This window comes from Elizabethkingia argenteiflava (genome assembly GCF_009904105.1).
Taxonomy (GTDB): Bacteria; Bacteroidota; Bacteroidia; order Flavobacteriales; family Weeksellaceae; genus Elizabethkingia; species Elizabethkingia argenteiflava.
The window spans coordinates 1-20727 of sequence record NZ_JAAABJ010000549.1 but is presented as its reverse complement, the minus strand read 5'-3'; the positions used below and the strand labels follow the sequence as shown (position 1 = coordinate 20727).

At 35.2% G+C, this 20727-nt stretch carries 18 protein-coding genes; 7 read left to right on the top strand and 11 right to left on the bottom strand.

Features of this window, described 5'->3' with window-relative positions:
• The first annotated feature begins 220 nt into the window (after window positions 1-220).
• Complete coding sequence (gene menD / locus GNY06_RS09255; RefSeq protein ID WP_166519822.1) at window positions 221-1909, top strand: 2-succinyl-5-enolpyruvyl-6-hydroxy-3-cyclohexene-1-carboxylic-acid synthase; 1689 nt, start codon at window positions 221-223, stop codon at window positions 1907-1909.
• On the opposite strand, the gene GNY06_RS09250 is transcribed toward menD, so the two are convergent.
• Both GNY06_RS09250 and GNY06_RS09245 read right to left on the bottom strand, forming a co-directional pair.
• Complete coding sequence (locus GNY06_RS09250; protein WP_166519821.1) at window positions 1884-2489, bottom strand: aminotransferase class IV; 606 nt, start codon at window positions 2487-2489, stop codon at window positions 1884-1886. The genes menD and GNY06_RS09250 overlap by 26 nt on opposite strands.
• Entirely contained in the window at window positions 2473-3453 is a 981-nt protein-coding gene (locus GNY06_RS09245; RefSeq protein WP_166519820.1) for an aminodeoxychorismate synthase component I, read from the bottom strand. Before GNY06_RS09245 ends, GNY06_RS09250 begins: the two co-directional genes overlap by 17 nt.
• Before the next feature lie 48 nt (window positions 3454-3501).
• Between GNY06_RS09245 and GNY06_RS09240 the strand changes: the two genes are divergently transcribed.
• The 4 genes from GNY06_RS09240 to GNY06_RS09225 all read left to right on the top strand — a co-directional run bounded on the left by GNY06_RS09240 (window position 3502) and on the right by GNY06_RS09225 (window position 7193).
• Complete coding sequence (locus tag GNY06_RS09240) at window positions 3502-4224, top strand: hypothetical protein (protein WP_166519819.1); 723 nt, start codon at window positions 3502-3504, stop codon at window positions 4222-4224.
• Between the two features lie 845 nt (window positions 4225-5069).
• A complete protein-coding gene (locus GNY06_RS09235) occupies window positions 5070-5804 on the top strand; it encodes a hypothetical protein (protein ID WP_166519818.1) in 735 nt (244 codons plus the stop codon).
• Window positions 5805-6025: 221 nt separating this feature from the next.
• Window positions 6026-6259 carry a DUF3820 family protein gene (locus tag GNY06_RS09230; protein ID WP_166519817.1) on the top strand — a complete coding sequence of 78 codons (234 nt, stop codon included), beginning with the start codon at window positions 6026-6028 and terminating at the stop codon, window positions 6257-6259.
• 280 nt (window positions 6260-6539) lie between these two features.
• Window positions 6540-7193, top strand: a complete 654-nt coding sequence (locus GNY06_RS09225; protein ID WP_166519816.1) for a C40 family peptidase — start codon at window positions 6540-6542, stop codon at window positions 7191-7193.
• Between the two features lie 374 nt (window positions 7194-7567).
• Here GNY06_RS09225 and rodA read toward each other — a convergent pair whose 3' ends face one another.
• Genes rodA through GNY06_RS09200 form a run of 5 tightly spaced genes read right to left on the bottom strand, consistent with a single transcriptional unit; the run spans window position 7568 to window position 13176 of the window.
• Entirely contained in the window at window positions 7568-8800 is a 1233-nt protein-coding gene (gene rodA / locus GNY06_RS09220) for a rod shape-determining protein RodA (protein ID WP_166519815.1), read from the bottom strand.
• 9 nt (window positions 8801-8809) lie between these two features.
• Window positions 8810-10780, bottom strand: a complete 1971-nt coding sequence (locus tag GNY06_RS09215; protein WP_166519814.1) for a peptidoglycan D,D-transpeptidase FtsI family protein — start codon at window positions 10778-10780, stop codon at window positions 8810-8812.
• On the bottom strand, window positions 10777-11283 hold the full coding sequence (locus GNY06_RS09210; protein WP_166519813.1) for a rod shape-determining protein MreD: 507 nt from the start codon (window positions 11281-11283) through the stop codon (window positions 10777-10779). The genes GNY06_RS09215 and GNY06_RS09210 overlap by 4 nt, the downstream gene beginning before the upstream one ends.
• Window positions 11273-12121 (bottom strand): rod shape-determining protein MreC, encoded by an 849-nt coding sequence (mreC, locus tag GNY06_RS09205; protein ID WP_166519812.1) that lies wholly within the window; start codon window positions 12119-12121, stop codon window positions 11273-11275. Before mreC ends, GNY06_RS09210 begins: the two co-directional genes overlap by 11 nt.
• A gap of 29 nt (window positions 12122-12150) precedes the next feature.
• Window positions 12151-13176: a rod shape-determining protein gene (locus GNY06_RS09200; protein WP_166519811.1), complete on the bottom strand. Its 1026-nt coding sequence runs from the start codon at window positions 13174-13176 to the stop codon at window positions 12151-12153.
• Between the two features lie 1072 nt (window positions 13177-14248).
• On the opposite strand from GNY06_RS09200, the gene uvrB reads away from it, so the two are divergent.
• Complete coding sequence (gene uvrB / locus GNY06_RS09195) at window positions 14249-16249, top strand: excinuclease ABC subunit UvrB (protein ID WP_166519810.1); 2001 nt, start codon at window positions 14249-14251, stop codon at window positions 16247-16249.
• 94 nt (window positions 16250-16343) lie between these two features.
• Here uvrB and GNY06_RS09190 read toward each other — a convergent pair whose 3' ends face one another.
• The 4 genes from GNY06_RS09190 to GNY06_RS09175 form a co-directional block, all read right to left on the bottom strand.
• Complete coding sequence (locus GNY06_RS09190; RefSeq protein WP_166519809.1) at window positions 16344-16967, bottom strand: DUF502 domain-containing protein; 624 nt, start codon at window positions 16965-16967, stop codon at window positions 16344-16346.
• Between the two features lie 3 nt (window positions 16968-16970).
• On the bottom strand, window positions 16971-17549 hold the full coding sequence (gene miaE, locus GNY06_RS09185; protein WP_166519808.1) for a tRNA-(ms[2]io[6]A)-hydroxylase: 579 nt from the start codon (window positions 17547-17549) through the stop codon (window positions 16971-16973).
• Window positions 17550-18127: 578 nt separating this feature from the next.
• Complete coding sequence (locus tag GNY06_RS14265; RefSeq protein ID WP_244614402.1) at window positions 18128-18361, bottom strand: GNAT family N-acetyltransferase; 234 nt, start codon at window positions 18359-18361, stop codon at window positions 18128-18130.
• A 711-nt stretch (window positions 18362-19072) separates the two neighbouring features.
• On the bottom strand, window positions 19073-20164 hold the full coding sequence (locus GNY06_RS09175; protein WP_166519807.1) for an acyltransferase family protein: 1092 nt from the start codon (window positions 20162-20164) through the stop codon (window positions 19073-19075).
• Window positions 20165-20489: 325 nt separating this feature from the next.
• Between GNY06_RS09175 and GNY06_RS09170 the strand changes: the two genes are divergently transcribed.
• Window positions 20490-20727 (top strand): transposase (locus GNY06_RS09170; RefSeq protein WP_166519806.1); only part of this gene is annotated, 238 nt, incomplete at its 3' end.

The window sequence follows — 20727 nt, the reverse complement described above, 5'->3', positions numbered from 1 at the left end:
GCGCGCGATTTTTCAAAAACTCAATCAGGGTTATTGTGGAGCACTTGTAAAGCTTTTGAAAAAACAATAACGGAATAATTCATATTCAGTATAGAAAACTTTGTGTGTATATCTGTAGGTTCTTATCCCCAATCTTGATGTTTTTAGCCCTTTAATTATAGCTTAAACTTTTACGACTACGGGTTTTTTTGTTAGTTTTGTATTTATATTTTATAACTTCATGAAGCAGTATTCCTCTAAGCGAAGTATTCAGATTTTAGCTCATCTACTCAAACAATATGGCCTTAATCGTATTGTATTGTCACCTGGATCCAGAAATGCTCCTATCTCGGTACATTTTTCTGAGGATGATTTCTTTTGTTACAGTATTGTGGATGAGAGGTCTGCAGCTTTTGTAGGAATGGGCATGGCGAAAAGTTTACGACAGCCTGTTGCCATTTGTTGTACCAGTGGATCTGCAGCAGCCAATTATTACCCTGCAATAGTAGAAGCTTTTTACCAAAACATACCGTTGTTAATTTTAACAGCTGATAGACCTTCAAGTTTTGTGGATTTATTTGACGGGCAAACCATCCGCCAAAACAATCTTTATCATCAGCATTCCTATGGCAATTTTCAAATGAAAGAAGATGAGGAAGAGAATGCAGATAAAGACAATTGGGAAACAGTAAAAAAAGCAATAGAGCTTTGTATTGATCAACAGGGCCCGGTACACATTAATATTCCTCTATCGGAACCTCTATACGAGATGACTCCCGAATTACTTCCTATGGCGGCTGTTGAGAAGAAAACTACAGAATCTATTTACGAGCTCCCTGCTGAAAAAATTGCAGACTGGAATACAAGTGAAAGAGTATTGATTTTGTTAGGGAGTTTACCGCCTTCACAGGAACTAAATATTTTATTAGAGCAATTGGTGAAAAACCATTCTGCTGTTATTTTAACAGAAGCTAATTCGAACCAGTTCCATCCGAAATTTTTAAATCATATCGACCGTTATATTTTTGATTTTAATGAGGAAGATTTTCAAACGTTTGCACCTGATCTATTAATTACAGTAGGACAAAATGTAGTTTCAAAAAAAGTAAAGCTCTTTCTAAGAAAGGCATCTCCTCATCGTCATTGGCATATAGATCCCCACTGGCAACCAGATACTTATTTTGCTCTTACAGATAAGATAAGGGTGGATCATGAAGTCTTTTTTTCTCATTTGGTAAAAAAGGTGACCTTATCTCCAAAACCCTATTATAAACTTTGGGATAAGCGACGCGGGCAAAAAGATGTTCGTCATCAGGAGTACTTACAAAAATTGTCCTTTTCGGATCTTATGGTCTTTAGAGACTTGGCTGAAAATATTCCAGAACAGTATAATATACATGTTTCCAATAGCTCTGCTATCCGATATGCGCAATTGTTTAATTTTTCACAAAAAAATACCATTTATTGTAACAGAGGTACTAGCGGGATAGATGGATGTACTTCCACTGCTATGGGATTTGCAATGATGGATAAAAATCCGGTTGTACTGATTACCGGAGATTTGAGTTTTTTCTATGATATAAACGGGCTTTGGAATAACTATATCCCTCCTTATACACGTATTATTATAGTAAATAACGGAGAGGGTAATATCTTCCGGATTATCCCCGGACCCGAAGATACCAATGCTATGGGAGAGTATATAGCGACTTCTCATAGGAAAAATGCGGCTTATATTGCCAAGCATTTTAAATTCGATTATTTTCAGGTAGAAAAGGGAGAAGGTTTCACTTTAGTACTGGAAAATTTTTTTAAACCAAGTACTCAGCCTAAGATTCTTGAAATCAATACCAGAGAGGAAGCTAATGCTCACGTGTTAAAAGATTACTTTGAATACATAAAATTTAATCCCGAAAAAGATTCTGAATAAAGTCAATACAATACTTTTGTGTTCCAAAAGGTATCATTGCATTAATCATCTGAAAGGATGAAAATTCATGTAGGTTATCCAAGCTTATATCTCTGCTTTTGATGCGATGTGTATTAAGTAAGTATTGGCGCATAACCCCATTTAAAAGGAAAGTTTCTGGAGTATACCATTCCATGTCTTTTTCGAAAATCAGATTGGAATAGGAGCTATCGGTTATTTTTCTATTTTGGTAAAATATAGCAGTATTCCCACCCGCCGACTTTTCCAGTTTGTTAAGTGCTTCGCGGTTTTCATATTTAAAGGAATAATTGAGTTGATCGGCTTTCACCAGACTGAACCCACCAGGTGTATTAAGGGTATAGGCTTGTACCTGGCTATGAATGAATCCTGATAGGTCATAGCACACACGCCATTTATAAATTCCCTCTTGGGTATATTCTCCTTTAGGGAGATAGTTTTTCAGTAGGTGGGGATTATTTTTGCCAAAATACGAGAATACGGCATCCATCCTTTGCTGATGGAGATCTAATAACCAGGCACGCTTATTCTGTATGCGTATACTTTCAATAAATAGGGACATATATTTTATTAATCATTTCTTCATATTCATCGATAGGTTGGCTAAGATGGGTAATGCCTCCGCCACTTTTAAAATAGAGTTGATCTCCTTCTTTTTCTATAAACCGAATCATCACTCCAGAATCTAGATTTTCTCCATCAAAATAACCACATACACCGGTGTAAAATTTTCTGGCATAGCTTTCGCTTTGCAAAATAACGTCTAAAGTTTTATCCTTTGGCGCTCCCAATATAGAGCCTGCAGGTAGTAATGTTTGCATAATGCTTCCAATTTTATTTTGGTATTTTAATTTCACTATTCCCTCAATTTCAGAACTCATGGCATAAAGATTTTTTTTATGAGTTTTAATATAGCTGATTTTCTGAAAATCTACCAATCTCACGTTATCTGCCACCATGCTGAGGTCATTTCGAAGCAAGTCTACAACGGTATAATGCTCTGCTTTTTCCTTGGTGCTTTTTTTAAGAACTTTTTCCGCATCAGGGATTGCTGCGTCAATCGTTCCCTTCATCGGAAAAGTGGAGATTCTTTGATTCTCAATCTTTATAAAAGTCTCTGGCGAAAAGCATACCCATTCATTTTGGTAGCAGATTTTATATTGAGCCCTCGAATGGTAAAAAATATCCTGTAGGGTGAGATTGGTTTTTATTTTGGTTTTCCGGGTGTAATTAATTAAATAAGAGTTGCCTTGATAAAGATTTTCTTTTACCAGATCAAAGCCTTTTCTATAGGCGTCAAATTCTTCAGGAAATCTATACAAAAAAGGCTTTTTTCTGAGCCTTGCTTGGGGCAGATAATTCCTATAGTGTTCGAAATGCACCAATACATCACGATTATTCTGTAATTCAGCTAAGCTAAAGAGAAGAATATTTTGCTTAAAAAAATCTATGATGAAAACAAAGGGCTCTTTTTTTTCAGAAAGCCGATCCATTTCGGAAAACTCTTTTCTATTTGTTAATATCATAATGCAAAAATAAGCAAGAAGATATGTATTTTTGCTCAAAATTTAATTATGCAGCAGCTAAGAGAGATAAATTCTTTTTCCCAGATTATAACAGAAGCAGTGGGGTATTGGGGCAAGACCCTGAGGTTTCAAATACTTTTTTCCTTATGTTACTTTATGGTTTATTTAGGATTGACCTATTTTTTATTTGATTATTATGGAATTTTAGCGCAAATCCAAGAACTATCTGTATATTTTAGTAGCCATAATAGTGCTGCTCGAGAGAAATATTTAGAAATTATTACTTCTGAAAATTTTATCAGTGTTAGCTTTTGGATGGTAGGGGTAATGGCTCTTTTATTTCCTTTAAATTTAGGCCTTTTCAACATCTATAATAAGATGGATAAAAATGAGCAGGTTTTCACTTCAGATTTGTTTGTAGGCTTTGAGGGGAGTAACTTTTTTAAATACTTTGGTTATGCTTTATTGTGGGGCGCAATTTATTATGTGTGTAAAATGTTTTTTATCCTAATGCCTGTATGGATTCTACTAACACTGTTAACAGGGCCTTTAATTTTTTTGGAACAGAAGAGTATTCTCCAAGCGCTTCAACTCAGTTTTAAGCTTGTTATCAATAATATGAGGAAGAGTATATCTGTATTTTTATTGGCCATAGTCGGAAGTTACTGTGGAATATTTTTATGCGGAATAGGTTTATTGCTTACTTTACCCTTTTGGAATGCTGTTTTGTATGCCTATTACAGGAAGCTATTGCCAGTAACATTAGGATAAAGCTTAAAGTAAACAGTGTATTTAGTTCGAAAACGCAAGGTGTAAATTCTTTATAACGATCATAGCTTAAATATAAAGTATCCGCTGAGGTCGTAATTTTCTTTGTTTCTTACCAATGTATACCGGTAAGAGATGTTTCTCTTTGTTGTCGGTTTTCAGAACAAGCGTTTATCTTGGTCTCCATCCACTAAAAATAGATGCTATTGCTCTACGAATTAAAACGGTCTCTTTTTTGATAATATCACATAGATATCTGATGAAGTTATCTTATATATTTTTTATAAAAGAATTAAAAAAATGATGGTAGGGGGCACACCAATCCATATAGAATTTTTAATGAAAGATCTCTCGTTTAGGAGGGCTTTATGAGGCCATTTAGAAGTGGGTAAGGGAGAATGAATGATAAAAGCATAGAGAGGTGAAAATTTAAAAAAAACTATTTTAATATAAGTAGAAAGCATTACATAAGAACCGCTAAACTATAGGAGGAGGAAGCATACCGATAGCACTCATTCTTAACTTTATGGGATCGCATATAAGTGATTGTTATTCCTTGATAAAAAGACTTTGTAAATGATAGCTATCATTTTAGCAGATAAAAACTTATGATACGGGACTATAAACTTACCGATAAATATTTTATTCAGCTGTCTTTATTATCACTTATCCACTCGAATAAATCAATCTATATAAACGACTCTAAAGAATTTTTTAAATATTTAAAGAAAAATATATATCGTTTAAAATATAACATTATTTAGTCAGGGTAAGTCCACTGGATTATGAATTTAACCCAACATGTAATATATTTGATATAAGTAACAACTCTAAATTTATTAATTATTATGCCTAAATTTCATGAATTTGAATCTTTCTTAGTCAAACCACAGAGAGATTCTGGAAGTATTATATCCCATGCTTTTGAAAATTATAAATATATTATAGGATATGTACTCGTTGTTAATTTATTTATAACACTGGTATTTTATGTTTTATTTTTTATAACGGGGAGTTGGACAAAAGTAATGAGCTTTAATGAGTCGTCGGGAGATAGCTATGAATTTTTCCAAGAGATCTATGCAAGTCAGTCTCTTGTATTGTGGCAGGTTTGCTCGATTCTCTTCATAGCGTTGGCATCTCCTTTTATAGGGGGTATTATTTACCTTATGCATAAAAAAAATTCTGGTCAGGAGTTAGATCTTTCCGATTTGTTTATCGGCTACAAAAAGAATACTTTAAATATTATGCTCTTTAGTTTGGTGTATACCTTGGTCGCTGTTGTTACATCCAATATGTGTTTAGTTCCGGCCATTTTTATTATGCCCTTTCTGTTTTTGGGATATCCTATTCTAATCTTCGAAGAAAAAGGTGTGATAGAGGCTATTAAAGAATCTTTTGCTATTGTAAAAGCAAACTACCTAAACTTTTTAATTTTAAATTTTGTAGCGATTGTCATTTCTCTTACAGGATTATTCTTCTGTTGTATAGGAATCGTGGTTACTGCTCTATTTTATTATGCAACGATGTATTCTGCATATCTTTCTTATCGGGTAGAGGAGGTTGATCATTTTAAAAAATAAACATAGCTGCTAGTCATTGTTTATTCCTCATAAATCAGGTGATAATATGCTACAGTGTACTCTTTGGTAGGGAGGACTGCTGAAAACAATATGGTGCCCGCCCGAGTAAGTACTTAATTTCATTAGCTATAGTGTGTTGTTAGATACATGAGAGGATGAACAGTGGTGAATTATATCAGATAAGTAGCAGAGCCATTTTTTACACATCAATAAAACAGTTTATGGATACTAAAATATTAGAAGATATTGTAACTCAAAAAATGCCTTTTGGAAAACATAAAGGTGATATTATCGCAGATCTTCCGATGCATTATTTGGAATGGTTTCATAGGGAAGGTATGCCTTCGGGTAAATTAGGTATGTGGCTGTCTACAGTTTATGAAATCAAGCTCAATGGATTGGATTATTTGTTAGTGGAGATTCGTAAACATAAAGGAATTAGGCGGACGAATTGATTTTCTTGAGATTCTATTTACCATTTTCAATGACGATGAGAGCAGTAGATAGAGTAATATACAAAGTGTTAATAAATCTTAAAAAAAAAATAAAACAAACTTATTTAAGATCCACATTTCTAGGTTTTTTACTTTTTAACACTTTAGACTAAAACGTTAAACTATGTTAAAATACCCAGTTTTACATGAAACTTATAAAAAGCTACCAAGGCCCTTTCTCTAATTTTGCAAGGTATTTCTTGAAAATGATAAATGCATTTTCGGTCGTAATTAAATATATATGAATAAAAGAGTCTCGCTTTATTTAGTCGCCTTTATAGGAATTTTCTCTCTGGAGTCATGTGTTTCTAATTATGTTGTCTCCACTCCTATAAAACACAAAATAGAAAAAACTACCCTTCCTAAAATAAGCTCTAATAAATTGGCTCAGGCCAACAAAAAAATTAAACAAAAGGCTGAAGAATCCTTGGTATCACTAGCAGCTCTAGAAAAGGCCGAAATGGATGCAGCCTTAAGAGAAGCGGAGAAGCGGGACCATACGATTGATAATATCTTACAACAAGCTTATACTTATTTGGGGACCCCTTATCGCTTAGGAGGAATGACAAGAAAAGGGATTGATTGCTCCGCATTTGTATTATCGGTATATAATGAAGTTACCGGAATGAAGCTTCCCAGAGTAGCTGCTTCTCAGGCCAATGAGGGTGAGAGTATTGCAAAAAATGAGCTTCAGAAAGGAGATCTCATCTTTTTTGCTCGTTCAGGGAGAGGACGAATTTCTCACGTAGGTATTGTTGAAGAAGTATTACCTGATGGGGAAATTAAATTTATTCACGCTTCCTCATCAAGGGGAGTAATGGTATCTTCATTAGATGATGCTTATTGGAGAGGTAGATACCGGATGGCAAAGAGAATTATTGTAGATAATAATTAATAAATACGCTCATAAATAAAACCTTTAAGCAATATTTTATTTCCATTACAGGGATTTTCTAAAGATTCTAGACCAAATTTCCGACTTCTTTTTGAATTCAAGAGTGACATCAGTGACATCCCTATAAGCATCATCATTTCTCATCGTTATAGTTTGTATTCCTCTGAATACAAATAAAAACTTAAAAGAAATCTCTTTATTGTACAGCATTTTAACTTTTTAAGAGTTTTTTCTCTATAAATTTGTATGGTTAAGCCTATAAGTTCTGTGCTGAAATTAGAACCGATTTTTCTATTAAATTCAATCCTATTATTAAATCAGTTGGTATAGTTGTATAGAATTTTACTCCTATTTCTAAGCTATGAGTAGATGATTTATACCAAGCTATGGTGGTCTACATAATTGAGTTTAAAGAATATGAAAGTCATAATAGAGAAGGCGAGCAAGGAACTTCCTCCATAGCTAAAATAGGGGAGTGGTATACCTACTGTAGGGAAAAGACCCATAACCATGCCTAAATTTATACAAAAATGCAGCAATAGTATAGAGGCAAAGCTGTAGCCAAAAACACGGTTAAATCGGTTCTTCTGCCTTTCTGAGAGGTAATATATTCTGCCGATGTAAATGACGTAAGCTATAATAAGCAATAAACTTCCAATAAATCCCCATTCTTCTCCTACGGTGCAGAAAATATAATCCGTTTGCTGTTCCGGTACAAATTTGCCTCGTGTAACCGAACCTTCTTTATAACCTTTTCCCCAAATGCCCCCCGAGCCTATGGCTGTTTTGGAATAAAGCAAATTATAACCAGAGGTTTCCCTAAATTTTGATTCGCCTTCATACAGGACTTCAATTCTTTCTCTTTGGTGTTTGGGAAGTTTTTCAAAAACTTTAGGAGAGAAAAAAGCGAGACTACACAAAACTAAAAAAGAGCCTGAAATCGAGAGAGTAGAAATAATATTCCAAATAATTTTATCATGGTTCAATAATATTAGCAAACCCGATATAATGGTGATGGCTATAATGACATAAAGAGGATTTACTTTGATAGAAATCAGAAATACGCCTGCAAAGAGAATGCCTATTCCAAATAGCCAGCCGCTTAAGCCTTCCCGATATAAGGTGATAAAAAAAGCAGTAAAAATAAGGAGTGATCCCACATCTGGGATCGCTAATACAATGAGGGCTGGAATGGCTATAATCGCAATAGAGATTAATAAATAGTCGGTATTTTTTTTAATGTCAAAATCAGAGCCTGCAGCATAATTAGCCAGAACTAGGGCTGTGCCTATTTTAGCAAACTCTACCGGTTGCATCGTGAAGCTCCCGAATTTATACCAGTTTTTTTGGCCTAAGATTTCTTTACCAAAGGGAAAGAGGCCGACGAGTAAAAGAATGCTGGCAATATATATAATAACAGCCATATTTTCAAAAAACTTATTGCGGGTACAAAAGATAATAAAACCTACAAATAATGAAATGCAAAAAAATATGAACTGCTTTTTTCCCAAAACAGGATCTACGCTATTGATGTTTACAATAGCAAAAATGCAGAGTAGAAAATAGAGTCCTAATCCTAATTTATCGATTCCTTCAATCTTCTTCATTTTAATTTATTATTTTTGTGATTCGGTGGTTGTTTTCTGTGCTTTTATGCTATCTGTGGTTTTCTTGATCTGTACAGAATCAGATTTTGGATTTACGTATAGGCCTTTTCTTTTAAGATTGGAGATCCATTGTCTTTTATACTCTGGCATAAAGCTAGAGTTTACCATTTTTTTATATAAATAATCTCTCTTGAGTTCACCGGTAATATATTTTTCGGCGATAACGGTTGCAGCAGGACCCGCCCAAGTAGCTCCAAATCCAGCATGTTCCATTACTGCGGCTACTACTATTTTAGGTTTATCTGCAGGGGCTATGAGTACAAAAATGGAATTATCTTTTCCTTGGGGAACCTGAGCTGTTCCGGTTTTAGCCATCTGTGTAAAATCATTTGATTTTAATCCTCTTGCGGTACCTGCCAGTACCACTTGTTCCATACCCTCTAATACGGGTAGAAAGTGCTTGGGGTCTATTAGGGTTCTGTGTTTAACTTTAAAACGAGCATCGGGGTTCGCTTTTCCGTCAATTAACTTTACGATATGAGGTGTAATATACCAGCCTTTGTTGGCAATAGCCGCTACAAAATTAGCCATTTGTAAGGGGGTTAACAAAATATCACCCTGTCCCATACCATTAAACACGGCTCCCGTACTTAAAGGATTCCAGTTTTTTTGCTCTTTTCCGTGGTTCAGATATTTCTGCCGGTTTTCATAATATTTTCCAGTAGGAATTCTTCCCTTTGCACCTACGGCAAGATCATTGTTAAGAAATACGCCCACACCAAAGCTATTCATAATTTCTTTCCACTCATCTACACCTCTGGAAGGATCATTAGGATATTTATTTACGATGGCCAGATAAGCATGAGAGAAATAGCAATTACTAGATACTCTAATAGAAGGGATGAGCGGTACAGCACCGCCATGACCTTTTATTTTTAATCCTTTATAATTAAAACCACCTGCGCATGGAAAAACCGTTTTCTCATCAAAAACGCCCATTTGCATTCCTGCTAAAGCGGTTAGAAGTTTAAAAATTGAGCCTGGAGGATAAGCTGCTTGTAAGGATCGATCAAAGGTCGGTCGATTTTCGTATAGAGTATCTGTCTGCAGGCGGTATAAATTTTTATTTTTTTCAGCACTTGTAAATAGATTAGGATCTATATCGGGACCGGAAGCTAAGGCTAGAATTTCCCCATTGTTGGGGTCCAGCGCCACGATGGCTCCGTGTTTATTCACCAACATTTCTTCCGCCATTTTCTGTAGATCATAGTCGATGGTGAGGGTCAGATCTTTACCTGGTAGTACAGGCTCATCAAGCTTCCCCCCTTTATAAGGGCCGATGTTCCTGAGTCGGATATCTTTTTGAATATACTTAATACCTTTGGTACCTCGTAGGGGTTTTTCATAAGATCTTTCCACGCCAGTCATACCTGCGATGTCTCCTGGGAGGTAATATGTAGAATCTCTTTTTATATAGTCTGGACTAACCTGATTCGTATAACCCAATAGATTACCCGAGGTGTTAATCTCATATTTTCTTTGTGGTCGTGATTCTATAGAAAAGGCAGGATATTTAAATATTCTTTCCTGTATTCCCGCAATATCTTCACGGCTTAAGTCCTTAATAAAGGTTGCCGGTAAGAATTTTAAATAGTTTTTTTCTGATTGAACTTCTTTTATACGCCGGATAAACTGATCCTTACTCATTCCTACTAAATTACAGAAAGATAAAGTGTCAAAGTCAGGCTTCATCAGTGACTGTGTAAAAGAAATTTCAAACGAAGGCTGGTTACCGACTAAGATTTTACCAGTGCGGTCGAAAATAACACCGCGTTGAGGAATGATATATTGTTTTTTTATAGAGGTATTGGCCGCATTTAAAGCATATTTGTCGGTAAATAGCTGTAAATAAGACAGGCGTGCAATAAATAAGCACGCTATAAAACAGGTAAAAGCTAAAATTCTAAAATAAGGTTTCACACTTTTTGTTTAATTCTAAAAACTAAGGCATATAGTGTAACAAATACAAAGGATATGACAGTAGTAAAAATAACATTTATAAAAACGTCCAGAACCCTGTTCAATTTAAAAAATTCTAAATACTGAACCAATAGTTGGTGAATAAAAATATTCAGAAATATAAAAAATAAAAATTGAGTCCACTTAATCGATTGAAAGGAGAAGCTGTCCGCGTCATTAGAAATAGAAGACTGAAATAATTGTGTTCTAAAATAGGCGATCAAACAGGTAGAAAAAGCATTGATCCCCCATGTTCCAAGGAATGCATCTACTCCTAGACCCAATAAAAAACTAGAAAACAGATAGATATAGTTATTCCGGTAAAAGGGGTAGAACATTACAAAAATAGGATAGATAACCGGAATATATAATCCAGAGATCGCAAGTTTATTGAATAGAAAAATTTGCAAGGTAATAAACGTTGCAATCATCAATAAATCTGTAATAATATTTCTACTTATCATTTTGGACTTTGGTTAAAGTATCCTGTATTTGTTTTAATGCTGTTTTCTTTAGATTATTAACGACGAATACTTTTTGAGTTTGACCTAATTTTTCGCTTAGTTCCACTGATATATCCCAGAATCCAGTTTTAGGATCTACATCGTAACCTGCTATTTTCCCGACCATAATCCCTTTCGGAAAAATAGAAGATTTATCATCTGTAACCACTGTATCCCCTATTTTTAAAGGGACATATCGCGGGACATCTGAGAGATGCATGGTTCGAGTATCTTCTCCACGCCAGGTCAAAGTGCCGAAATACCCCGAATTTTTAAGGGCAGCGTTAATACGTATCTTATGGACACTGAGAATCGATTGTGCTAATGCGTAGTTACTCGTAGTATTGATGATGATACCCGCAATTCCCCGAGGAGAGATAACTCCCATTTCAGGGCTGATTCCATGTTTAGAACCTCTATTAATGGTAAAATAGTTGTCATTTCTGTTAATGGAGTTAAAAATGACATCCGCATCAACAAAGGAATAAACTTGCTCCCCCTTAATGGAGTCATTCACTTTTGTATACTTAGGGGGATCGGTACTATTTTTACCGTATAGCTCAATCATTAATGCCTTATTTTGAGCCACAAGGTCTTCATTAATCTGTTTTAATTTAAGATAGTTGGTTCCTTCATCAATATAGCCAGAAATTCTCGAATTAAAAGCCGAGGTTTGGGCAGCAATAAACGACTGCTGCATGGCATTTTTCCTAAAAATAAGACATACAGCAATAATCTGCAAGAAAACAAAGAACACAAAAAAACCGTATCTTGAAAAGAGTCTTACCAGAAAGCTCATCTAAATTTTTAGAGATTGATAAAAAATTACTATTTCGTGAGGAAATTAAATTTATCCATATTTTTCAATGCAATACCAGTTCCCCTCACTACAGCTCTTAGTGGATCCTCTGCTACAAAAACAGGGAGACCTGTCTTTCTATGGATTCTATCACTTAGACCTCTCAGTAAAGCACCACCACCGGCTAAATAAATTCCAGTTTTATAAATATCTGCTGCGAGCTCAGGAGGCGTAAGAGAAAGGGTTTCCATTACCGCATCTTCAATACGGATAATAGATTTATCCAAGGCGCGCGCAATTTCCTTGTATCCGACCATAATTTCTTTAGGCTTACCGGTAATCAGATCTCTACCTTGTACAGGTATATCTTCAATAGGCATATCCAGTTCTTCAACAGCTGAACCTACTTCAATTTTTACTCTTTCGGCAGTACGTTCGCCAATATAGAGATTATGATGTGTTCTTAGATAATAGGCGATATCATTCGTGAAAACATCACCCGCAATCTTCACTGACTTATCACATACGATACCTCCTAGCGCGACTACAGCAATTTCTGTAGTTCCCCCACCTATATCGATAATCATATTACCTTCGGGTTTCTGCACATCAATTCCTACCCCTATAGCAGCAGCCATAGGCTCATAAATGAGGCGTACCTCTTTGGCATTTACTTTTTGGGCAGAATCCCTTACTGCGCGCTTTTCCACTTCAGTAATGCCAGATGGAATACAAATTACAATACGCAAAGCAGGTTGAAAAGGTTTGCCTTTAATCCCAGGAATTTTTTTTATAAATTCCCTTATCATATGTTCCGACGCTTGAAAGTCGGCGATAACTCCATCTTTAAGAGGACGGATAGTTTTTATGTCTTCATGGGTTTTTCCCTGCATATGTTTGGCACGCTCTCCCACAGCAATAGGTTTTCCGGAGTTACGCTCTATAGCGACAATTGAAGGTTGATCAATTACAATTTTATTATTATGGATAATCAGCGTATTTGCTGTCCCCAGGTCAATGGCAATTTCTTGCGTAAACATATCAAATAAACCCATTTCTCTATTCTGATTTTTAATGTTGACAAAGATACAAATTAAACAAGCAGTGCGTCTGCTCTATTTTCACAAATATGGCATAAAAATAATGCAAAAAAAGCAAAATTTATGGTTTTTGTTTTAAATATTCTAATATGTTAAACTTGAAGACCTGAAATAGGGTGCTATTTTTTTCAATTAAAAAAGATTTTATGATAGGCATATTTACTTGTGATAAAAAGATTTATGTTTCTTAATAAGATTTTTTAGTTTTGCTTTTGCTTTTGTAAAAAAATATATCAATACCTTAATATTTCTAATGAAATCAAAATTAAAAATTTTTTACAGAAAAGCAATGTAAAAATAAACATTATTATTCAATTTTTTACTATAATATATTTATTGCAATTTTTTAGAAAAATAATGATGATTTGATTTAAAGTGTTTTAAGCATATCTTTATTATTCAAATAAAAATTTTATTTAGGGGAGCTAAACTTGAAGTAAAAGGGTATGTAGCTCTGATCTAGATTGAATTTCTTTTTTAGATCAATAAAATAAGGGCCAAATATTAAGTTTTGAAGATCTGCTTATCTATTTTGCCATATCAAATGCTTATTTTTTTTATAATCATAGTAGTTTTTTAAGGATATAAATTACCGTTATTTTTTATGATTTAAGGCTTAAAAAAGGATTCAAATCCCCCTCGTAAGCTAGGAAAGATTAACCTAACAAGGGCTAGCATACAACTTGATTTTTCGAATTCTCTCAAATCGGGGATCGTTTTTAGTCAGGCGTAATGATGTAAAATTTTTCCACAGTTTTAAAACTAGGATATTAACAAGGATGACAGAAATAGCAATCATACAATACATCACTAAAAATATAGTCGTAAGAAATAGTTATAATGTAAAAGGACCGTATTTATAAAGAGTAGAGAGTTAGCTCTTTTTATAACTTGCAAGCCCTGATACACGCTGTTGAATAATAGTTTTTTTATAGGGTTTTGACATATAATGAAGAAGCTTTTATGCAAAGTTGTAATCTTATCCATTCTTTCCTATTTCGTAGATTTGTATAGAATATTATTTTACATGAAATTTGAAATACAATCAGCATATCAGCCGAAAGGAGATCAGCCACAGGCTATAGAAAAGTTAACCAAAGGCATACTAGTTGGAGAGCAATACCAAACCCTTTTAGGCGTCACCGGATCTGGGAAAACTTTTACGATTGCCAATGTTGTGCAAGAAGTGCAAAAGCCCACTCTCGTTTTGGCCCATAATAAAACTTTAGCCGCCCAACTATTTATGGAGTTTAAGGAATTTTTCCCTCATAATGCAGTTGAATATTTTGTGAGTTATTACGATTATTATCAACCAGAAGCTTTTATCCCTACCACGAATACCTATATTGAAAAAGATTTGAGTATCAACGAAGAGGTAGAGAAACTTAGACTTTCTGCAACGGCCTCTTTGCTTTCAGGCCGGCGGGATGTTCTGATCGTGGCATCGGTATCTTGTATCTATGGTATAGGTAATCCCACCGAATTTCATAAATCGGTTATTTCATTAGATGTCGATATTCCTATTTCTAGAACCAAACTTTTACAGACCTTGGTGAACTCTTTATATTCTAGGAGTCTAAATGAATTTGGAAGGGGAAACTTTAGGGTTAAAGGAGATGTAATCGATGTTTTTCCGGCCTATGCTGATAATGGAATTCGCATTCAGTTTTTGGGGGATGTTATTGAGAAAATTCAGAGTTTCGATCCTTTTTCAGGAAATGTAATCTCAGATTTCGATAAAATTAACATCTATCCGGCTAATCTTTTCGTTACCTCGCCTGAAACCATGCAAAATGCGATTAAAGAGATTCAGAATGATTTGATGAAGCAAACGGATTTTTTTCAGCAAATGGATAAATCTTATGAAGCTAAAAGATTAACCGAGAGAACAGAACTCGATTTGGAGATGATTAAGGAATTGGGCTATTGCTCAGGTATCGAAAATTATTCTCGCTATATGGATGGTAGAGAGCCAGGATCAAGACCCTTTTGCCTTTTAGATTACTTTCCTGAGGACTATCTTATGGTCATTGATGAAAGCCATGTCACTATTCCCCAAGTTCATGCGATGTATGGAGGAGATAGGAGTAGAAAAGAAGTTTTGGTGGAGCATGGTTTTCGGCTACCTGCAGCCCTGGACAATCGTCCATTAAAGTTTGAAGAGTTTGAACATATGCAAAATCAGGTGATTTATGTAAGTGCTACACCTGCCGATTACGAGTTGCAAAAAACAGGAGGAGCCTATATAGAGCAGATTATACGACCTACAGGTCTATTAGACCCTCTTATTGAAGTCAAACCTACCTTAAATCAGATTGATGATTTGATGGAAGAAATTCAAAAGAGAACGGAAGAGGACGAGCGTGTGTTGGTGACGACACTGACTAAAAAAATGGCAGAAGAATTGACAAAATATTTCACCAGATTCGGTATAAGAACCCGTTATATCCATTCAGATATAGATACGTTGGAAAGAATACAAATCATGCAAGATTTGCGGTTAGGACTCTTTGATGTACTGGTGGGAGTAAATCTTTTACGGGAAGGCTTAGACCTTCCAGAGGTTTCCCTAGTTGCCATTCTGGATGCAGATAAGGAAGGTATGTTACGCTCTCGGCGCTCTTTGATTCAAACCATAGGTCGTGCTGCTCGGAATTTGAATGGCAAAGCCATTATGTATGCGGATAAGATAACCAAGAGTATGCAGGCAGCTATGGACGAAACCAACTATCGCCGTGAGAAACAAATGCACTATAATCAATCCCGGGGAATAAAGCCTCAGCCATTGAATAAAAAGATTAGCGAGTCTCTGGTTAAGCGCAATCCTGATTTTCCGGACGAAAAGTACCTTCAAAAGGAGATCGCAACTCAAAAGGTGGCAGAAGTCCAAGCTCATTATTCTTCCGAAGAAATTCAAGAATTACTGATTCAGAAGCAAAAACAAATGGAATTGGCGGCTAAAAATTTAGATTTTATAAAGGCAGCGAAAATACGGGATGAAATCTCTGCTTTAAAGGGTGATGTATAGTTTTTCAGTATTTTACGGCATACAGGCCTTTGCCTTTAGGAGTAAAAATATCTATAATGGACTTGAATAGATTTTCATATTTATATCAGCTTTTCTATACACTTTCTGTTGCCTTATGAGAAGTATCTTGGGTGTAGAAACCCGAAACACCACCGCTGACAGCAAACTTCATGGCTTGTGCAGAATTCATTCCCTCTACTTTGCGGATATTGTGCATTTCCGTCAGGATAACCCATCCTGAAATAGCGTAAGAATGAGGGAGGTAAACGGCTATTTTTTCCTTTAACCCGACCGGAGAGAGATCGTCTTGGGTGAGGAAGCCTATACGCCATATTTCCGGCTTATCGTTGATTTTTACCCACACTGGCTTGTTAAATTTTTTTTTATCCCCTACAAAAGAACTCATCACGTCTTTAAGGGAAGAATAAACGTATTTAATGCCAGGAGTGTGTTCTAGTAAGTTGTTGATGGCATCTACCAGAATACGACCCAATAAAAACTTGGTTCCCATAAATCCTACCAATGAGGTGGTAAAGATAACAGAAATAAAAACCAGCCCCGGAAACCGCTCCGAAATGGTGGGGATAATGTTGTCTATAGAAGATACCAAGTACCAAATAAGACCTATGGTAGCTGCAATGGGACCTAAGATCACTAAACCTTGTAGGAGTGACCTGAAAAAAAATCCTATGTAATAATTAAAACCTTTATTTTCCATTATTTAACCATGAATGGTTTCTTTTTTTCCATATGATAGGATAATCCGGGCTTCATAATCCAACCATGCTTCCCAGCGCTGATTAACCTTTTCCGGATCTCCCAATTGTCTTGCGAATTTAATAAAAGTTGTGTAATGATTGGCTTCTGAAATCATGAGTTCTGTATAAAAAAATTTTAGCTCTTCATCTTTAATGTTTTCAGTCAGGACCTTGAAGCGTTCGCAGCTTCTGGCTTCTATCATGGCTGCAAAGAGCAGTTTATCCACAATAAAATCTTCGCGACAACCTTGAATAATAAATTTAAAAAGTTCGTTTACGTAATCATCCTTTCTGGGCCTTCCCAGTGTATATCCCCTTTTTTTTATAATTTCATGCACCTGGTTAAAATGATCCAGTTCCTCCTGAGCGATGGATAAAAGTTCAGTGACAATTTCCGGATATTCCGGAAGTAAGGTGATGAGTGTAATCGCATTGGTAGCTGCCTTTTGTTCGCACCAAGCGTGGTCGGTTAAGACCTCTTCAATATTTTTTTCTGCAATATTAGCCCAACGTGGATCTGTTGGTAATTTTAGCCTAAACATAGTTTTGTATAATTTTTTTGATAATAATTTTATTTGGGAGTCTTTTTTGTTGCCAATAAGCTTTGGAAATTTCGTAAACGCAATTTAATCTAAATGCTTCACCAAAATAGCTTATCTCCTGTTCGCTAATTTTTTAGCGGATATAGGACTAAGGGCAATTTTCGAAAGCATATTGCCGACCCCAATATGCAATAAACTTTTAAAACGAATTTAAAAATAGAGTTCAATATTCTGTTTTTTACAAAATGCTTTACGCCCTTGTTACCATATTTTACCACATAAAACGTATAGCCGATGAATATGCTGTTTTCTTGTGTGTTGTAATCATAATATCGGTCACTGCCCATTACACCTCCTGTAGCTTTATACACAATTTTCCCCTTTACTCTTTATGTTTCCATTAAAAAATGTTGCAAATACTTCTTTTCCTCCCGGTCTTTATTGGTTTGCTGTCCCCAAATTTTGGGTCGGGGGAAAAGCGTATAAAGATACAATATCCTTTTCCTGCAAAGGATAAAGAATGAGGTTTTTGTTCTATAATATGGGGGAGTATGTCAAAGTTCATAAATTGTATTTTTTCAGTTAATTCGTTTGCCTAAAATTTTTAATCCTCTTTCCTGTCCATCCAGTAATGCAATCTTTGGAAGTGTGTCCCAATATTCAAATCCGAAATGCCTGAACAGTTTTAAACTCGGTTCATTATGAGAAAAAATAAAGCCAAGTAAGTTTTTAATTCCAAACTTTGGGGCGTTGTCAATATAATATTGAAGAATTTTCTTTCCTAATCCTTTGCCCCGTTGTTCAGTGTCCAAATAAATACTTATTTCAACCGTCGTATGATATGGGAGGCGGTCGTAAAAAGATTGAAAACTGAGCTAACTATCATTTTATTTGAATCATCCTCAACAACCCAAAGAGGTCTTTCCGGGGGATGATGCTCGTTAAACCATTTTTCTCTACTTTCTACTGAAACATTTTTGGTATCAGCCGTAACCATTCGTGATGAAATAGTTGTATTGTATATTTCAACTATTCGGGATAAATCTGAAATGTCTGCATTCCGAAAAGTTAAGTTTGTCATATATTTTTTCCAATTATAGTACTATCATTCGGACTATTTCCAATTTTAATGCTTTCCGGACTTTATTTGAATCAGTAATCGGAGGCTTTATATTGTTAGTTTTAGTATTTTGTATATCCTTTATCTTTTGTGTTATAGGCAATGATAAAAATGATTAGTTTTTAATGAGGGAATTAAAGGAGAAAACACACTTTAAGCCTCTCTGTTTTATTATAGCAAAGATAATAAGGTTCGCTATTGTATACAATCAATCATCTGTTTTTCTATATTACTGTATATAAGTGATTTATTTCGAAAACTCAACAGGGCCATGTTGGGTTTTCGGAATATAATTTTACCTTCTATTTTGCACCTAAGACAGGATAAATTCCTATGTTGTTACAGAGGCGTCTGCCTGATATGTAAGTTTGTTGGGGTAGGGATATTGGCTGTTTTCAGGAGTCTATACTATACTTGTAATTTTTCTTAACCTTTCCAAAAGATACCAGCCCAAAGCGTCGGCTTTCATCAAAAACTTTGCGATCAGTATAGCTGCAATAACATTCGTGGTATAAATTACGAAGATCAATAGGGACCAATGAATATGCTCCTTTAGAGGGACTGCAATAAAATAGATCAGAGAAGAGCTTATTCCCTGAGCAAAGTAGAAGAAAATAGCATGTCTTCCGATGTAGTTGATCCAGTTGTCTCGGGTTATTTTTAAGCGATTATAGAAAACAAATACCGAAATTAAAGAGAGCGAAGACCAAATGATATAAGGCAGATGGGGAGGGAATTTCTGCCGGTTAATTCTATAATAAATATCCTTGTCATAAAAATAGGGCATCGCTATAATACTGATAAGGGCTAAAAAATATAAAAAAGGAATCACTGTTCTTTTTATTGATTTTCCTTTTAGGAGAAAGCCGATAAGAAAAATAGCCAGATAATACATGGTATAGCCTACCTGCCCGGAAGGGTAGAGTTGCTGATTGATGTTGAAAATAAGCAGGAGAATAATACAACCGCCTATAAACCATGGAATATGCTGTTTAAAAAATCTGAGGATGAGTACCCCCATCACGCTAACGATATAATATACCTTAAGATACCAAAAGCTACCCATTACCACAGGGAAGGTATCACAATTGCTGTAGCTGTGGAGGTACCAGTTGCCTAGTTGTGCCCAGTTGATAGAGGTGGAGATGTGTTGGGGTACATATTTTTCACCAAAAATAGTATAAAAGCTTTTTAGATCATTTGTATTCCAAATGTTAATAAATCCAGATTTAAAAATCCAATCGGCAAAGAACAATCCCGTGACAAATATCATATAGGTAATCTGTAGTCTCAGTAGGCGGTAAAAGGTTTTTTCTATATTTCCGGATGAGGTGATACCGCTTAATGCAAAAAACAGGGGGACATCTATGAGCAAACTTAGCGATCTAAGCTCTGTTGGGATGTAAAACTGCCCAGACCAGAAAGTTGTATGAATGAATATAACGCTAAGCGTAGCCCATCCTTTTGCGAAATCGATATAGAGGTCTCGATTCATGAATTTATTTTTCCAAAAATATAAAATAAAAATTTTATAACTAATTTTTTTAGATCTATGAGGAGACGATATTTGTATCGATTTTTTTATAGAAGTTGTTTAAACTTTTAAAAAAGTAAAAGAGTTCGGAGAAAAATAGCCAATTTGAATTGCAATTCAAATAACTAATAATCTAGAACCCTTCAGCAAATATAAAATAGAAAGATGGATTTTATCTCCTTTAAGCAAAGGAAAAAGAGTATTTTCGACGAGATATGATAGGATAAAAATAATTCAACTTATTGTAAAACGCCTGAAAACAGTCTGTCAGCGGCGTGAATTAAGTTTGAAAGAATACTTTGTCAAAGAGAAAATCTGCTGGCAAAGCATTTACTATTATTTCAATAAATGGAGCAAAGATGGCTCTTTCAGAAAGGCATGGATAGGTCTTTCGCTCCTTAATAAAAGAAAATTGGAGATGTCAAACGTTCAGTTGGACGGCAGCCACACCCCAAGCCGAATGGGAGGTGAAAAGCTAGGCTATCAAGCTAGAAAAAAGGCAAAAACCACCAACAGCATTTTTC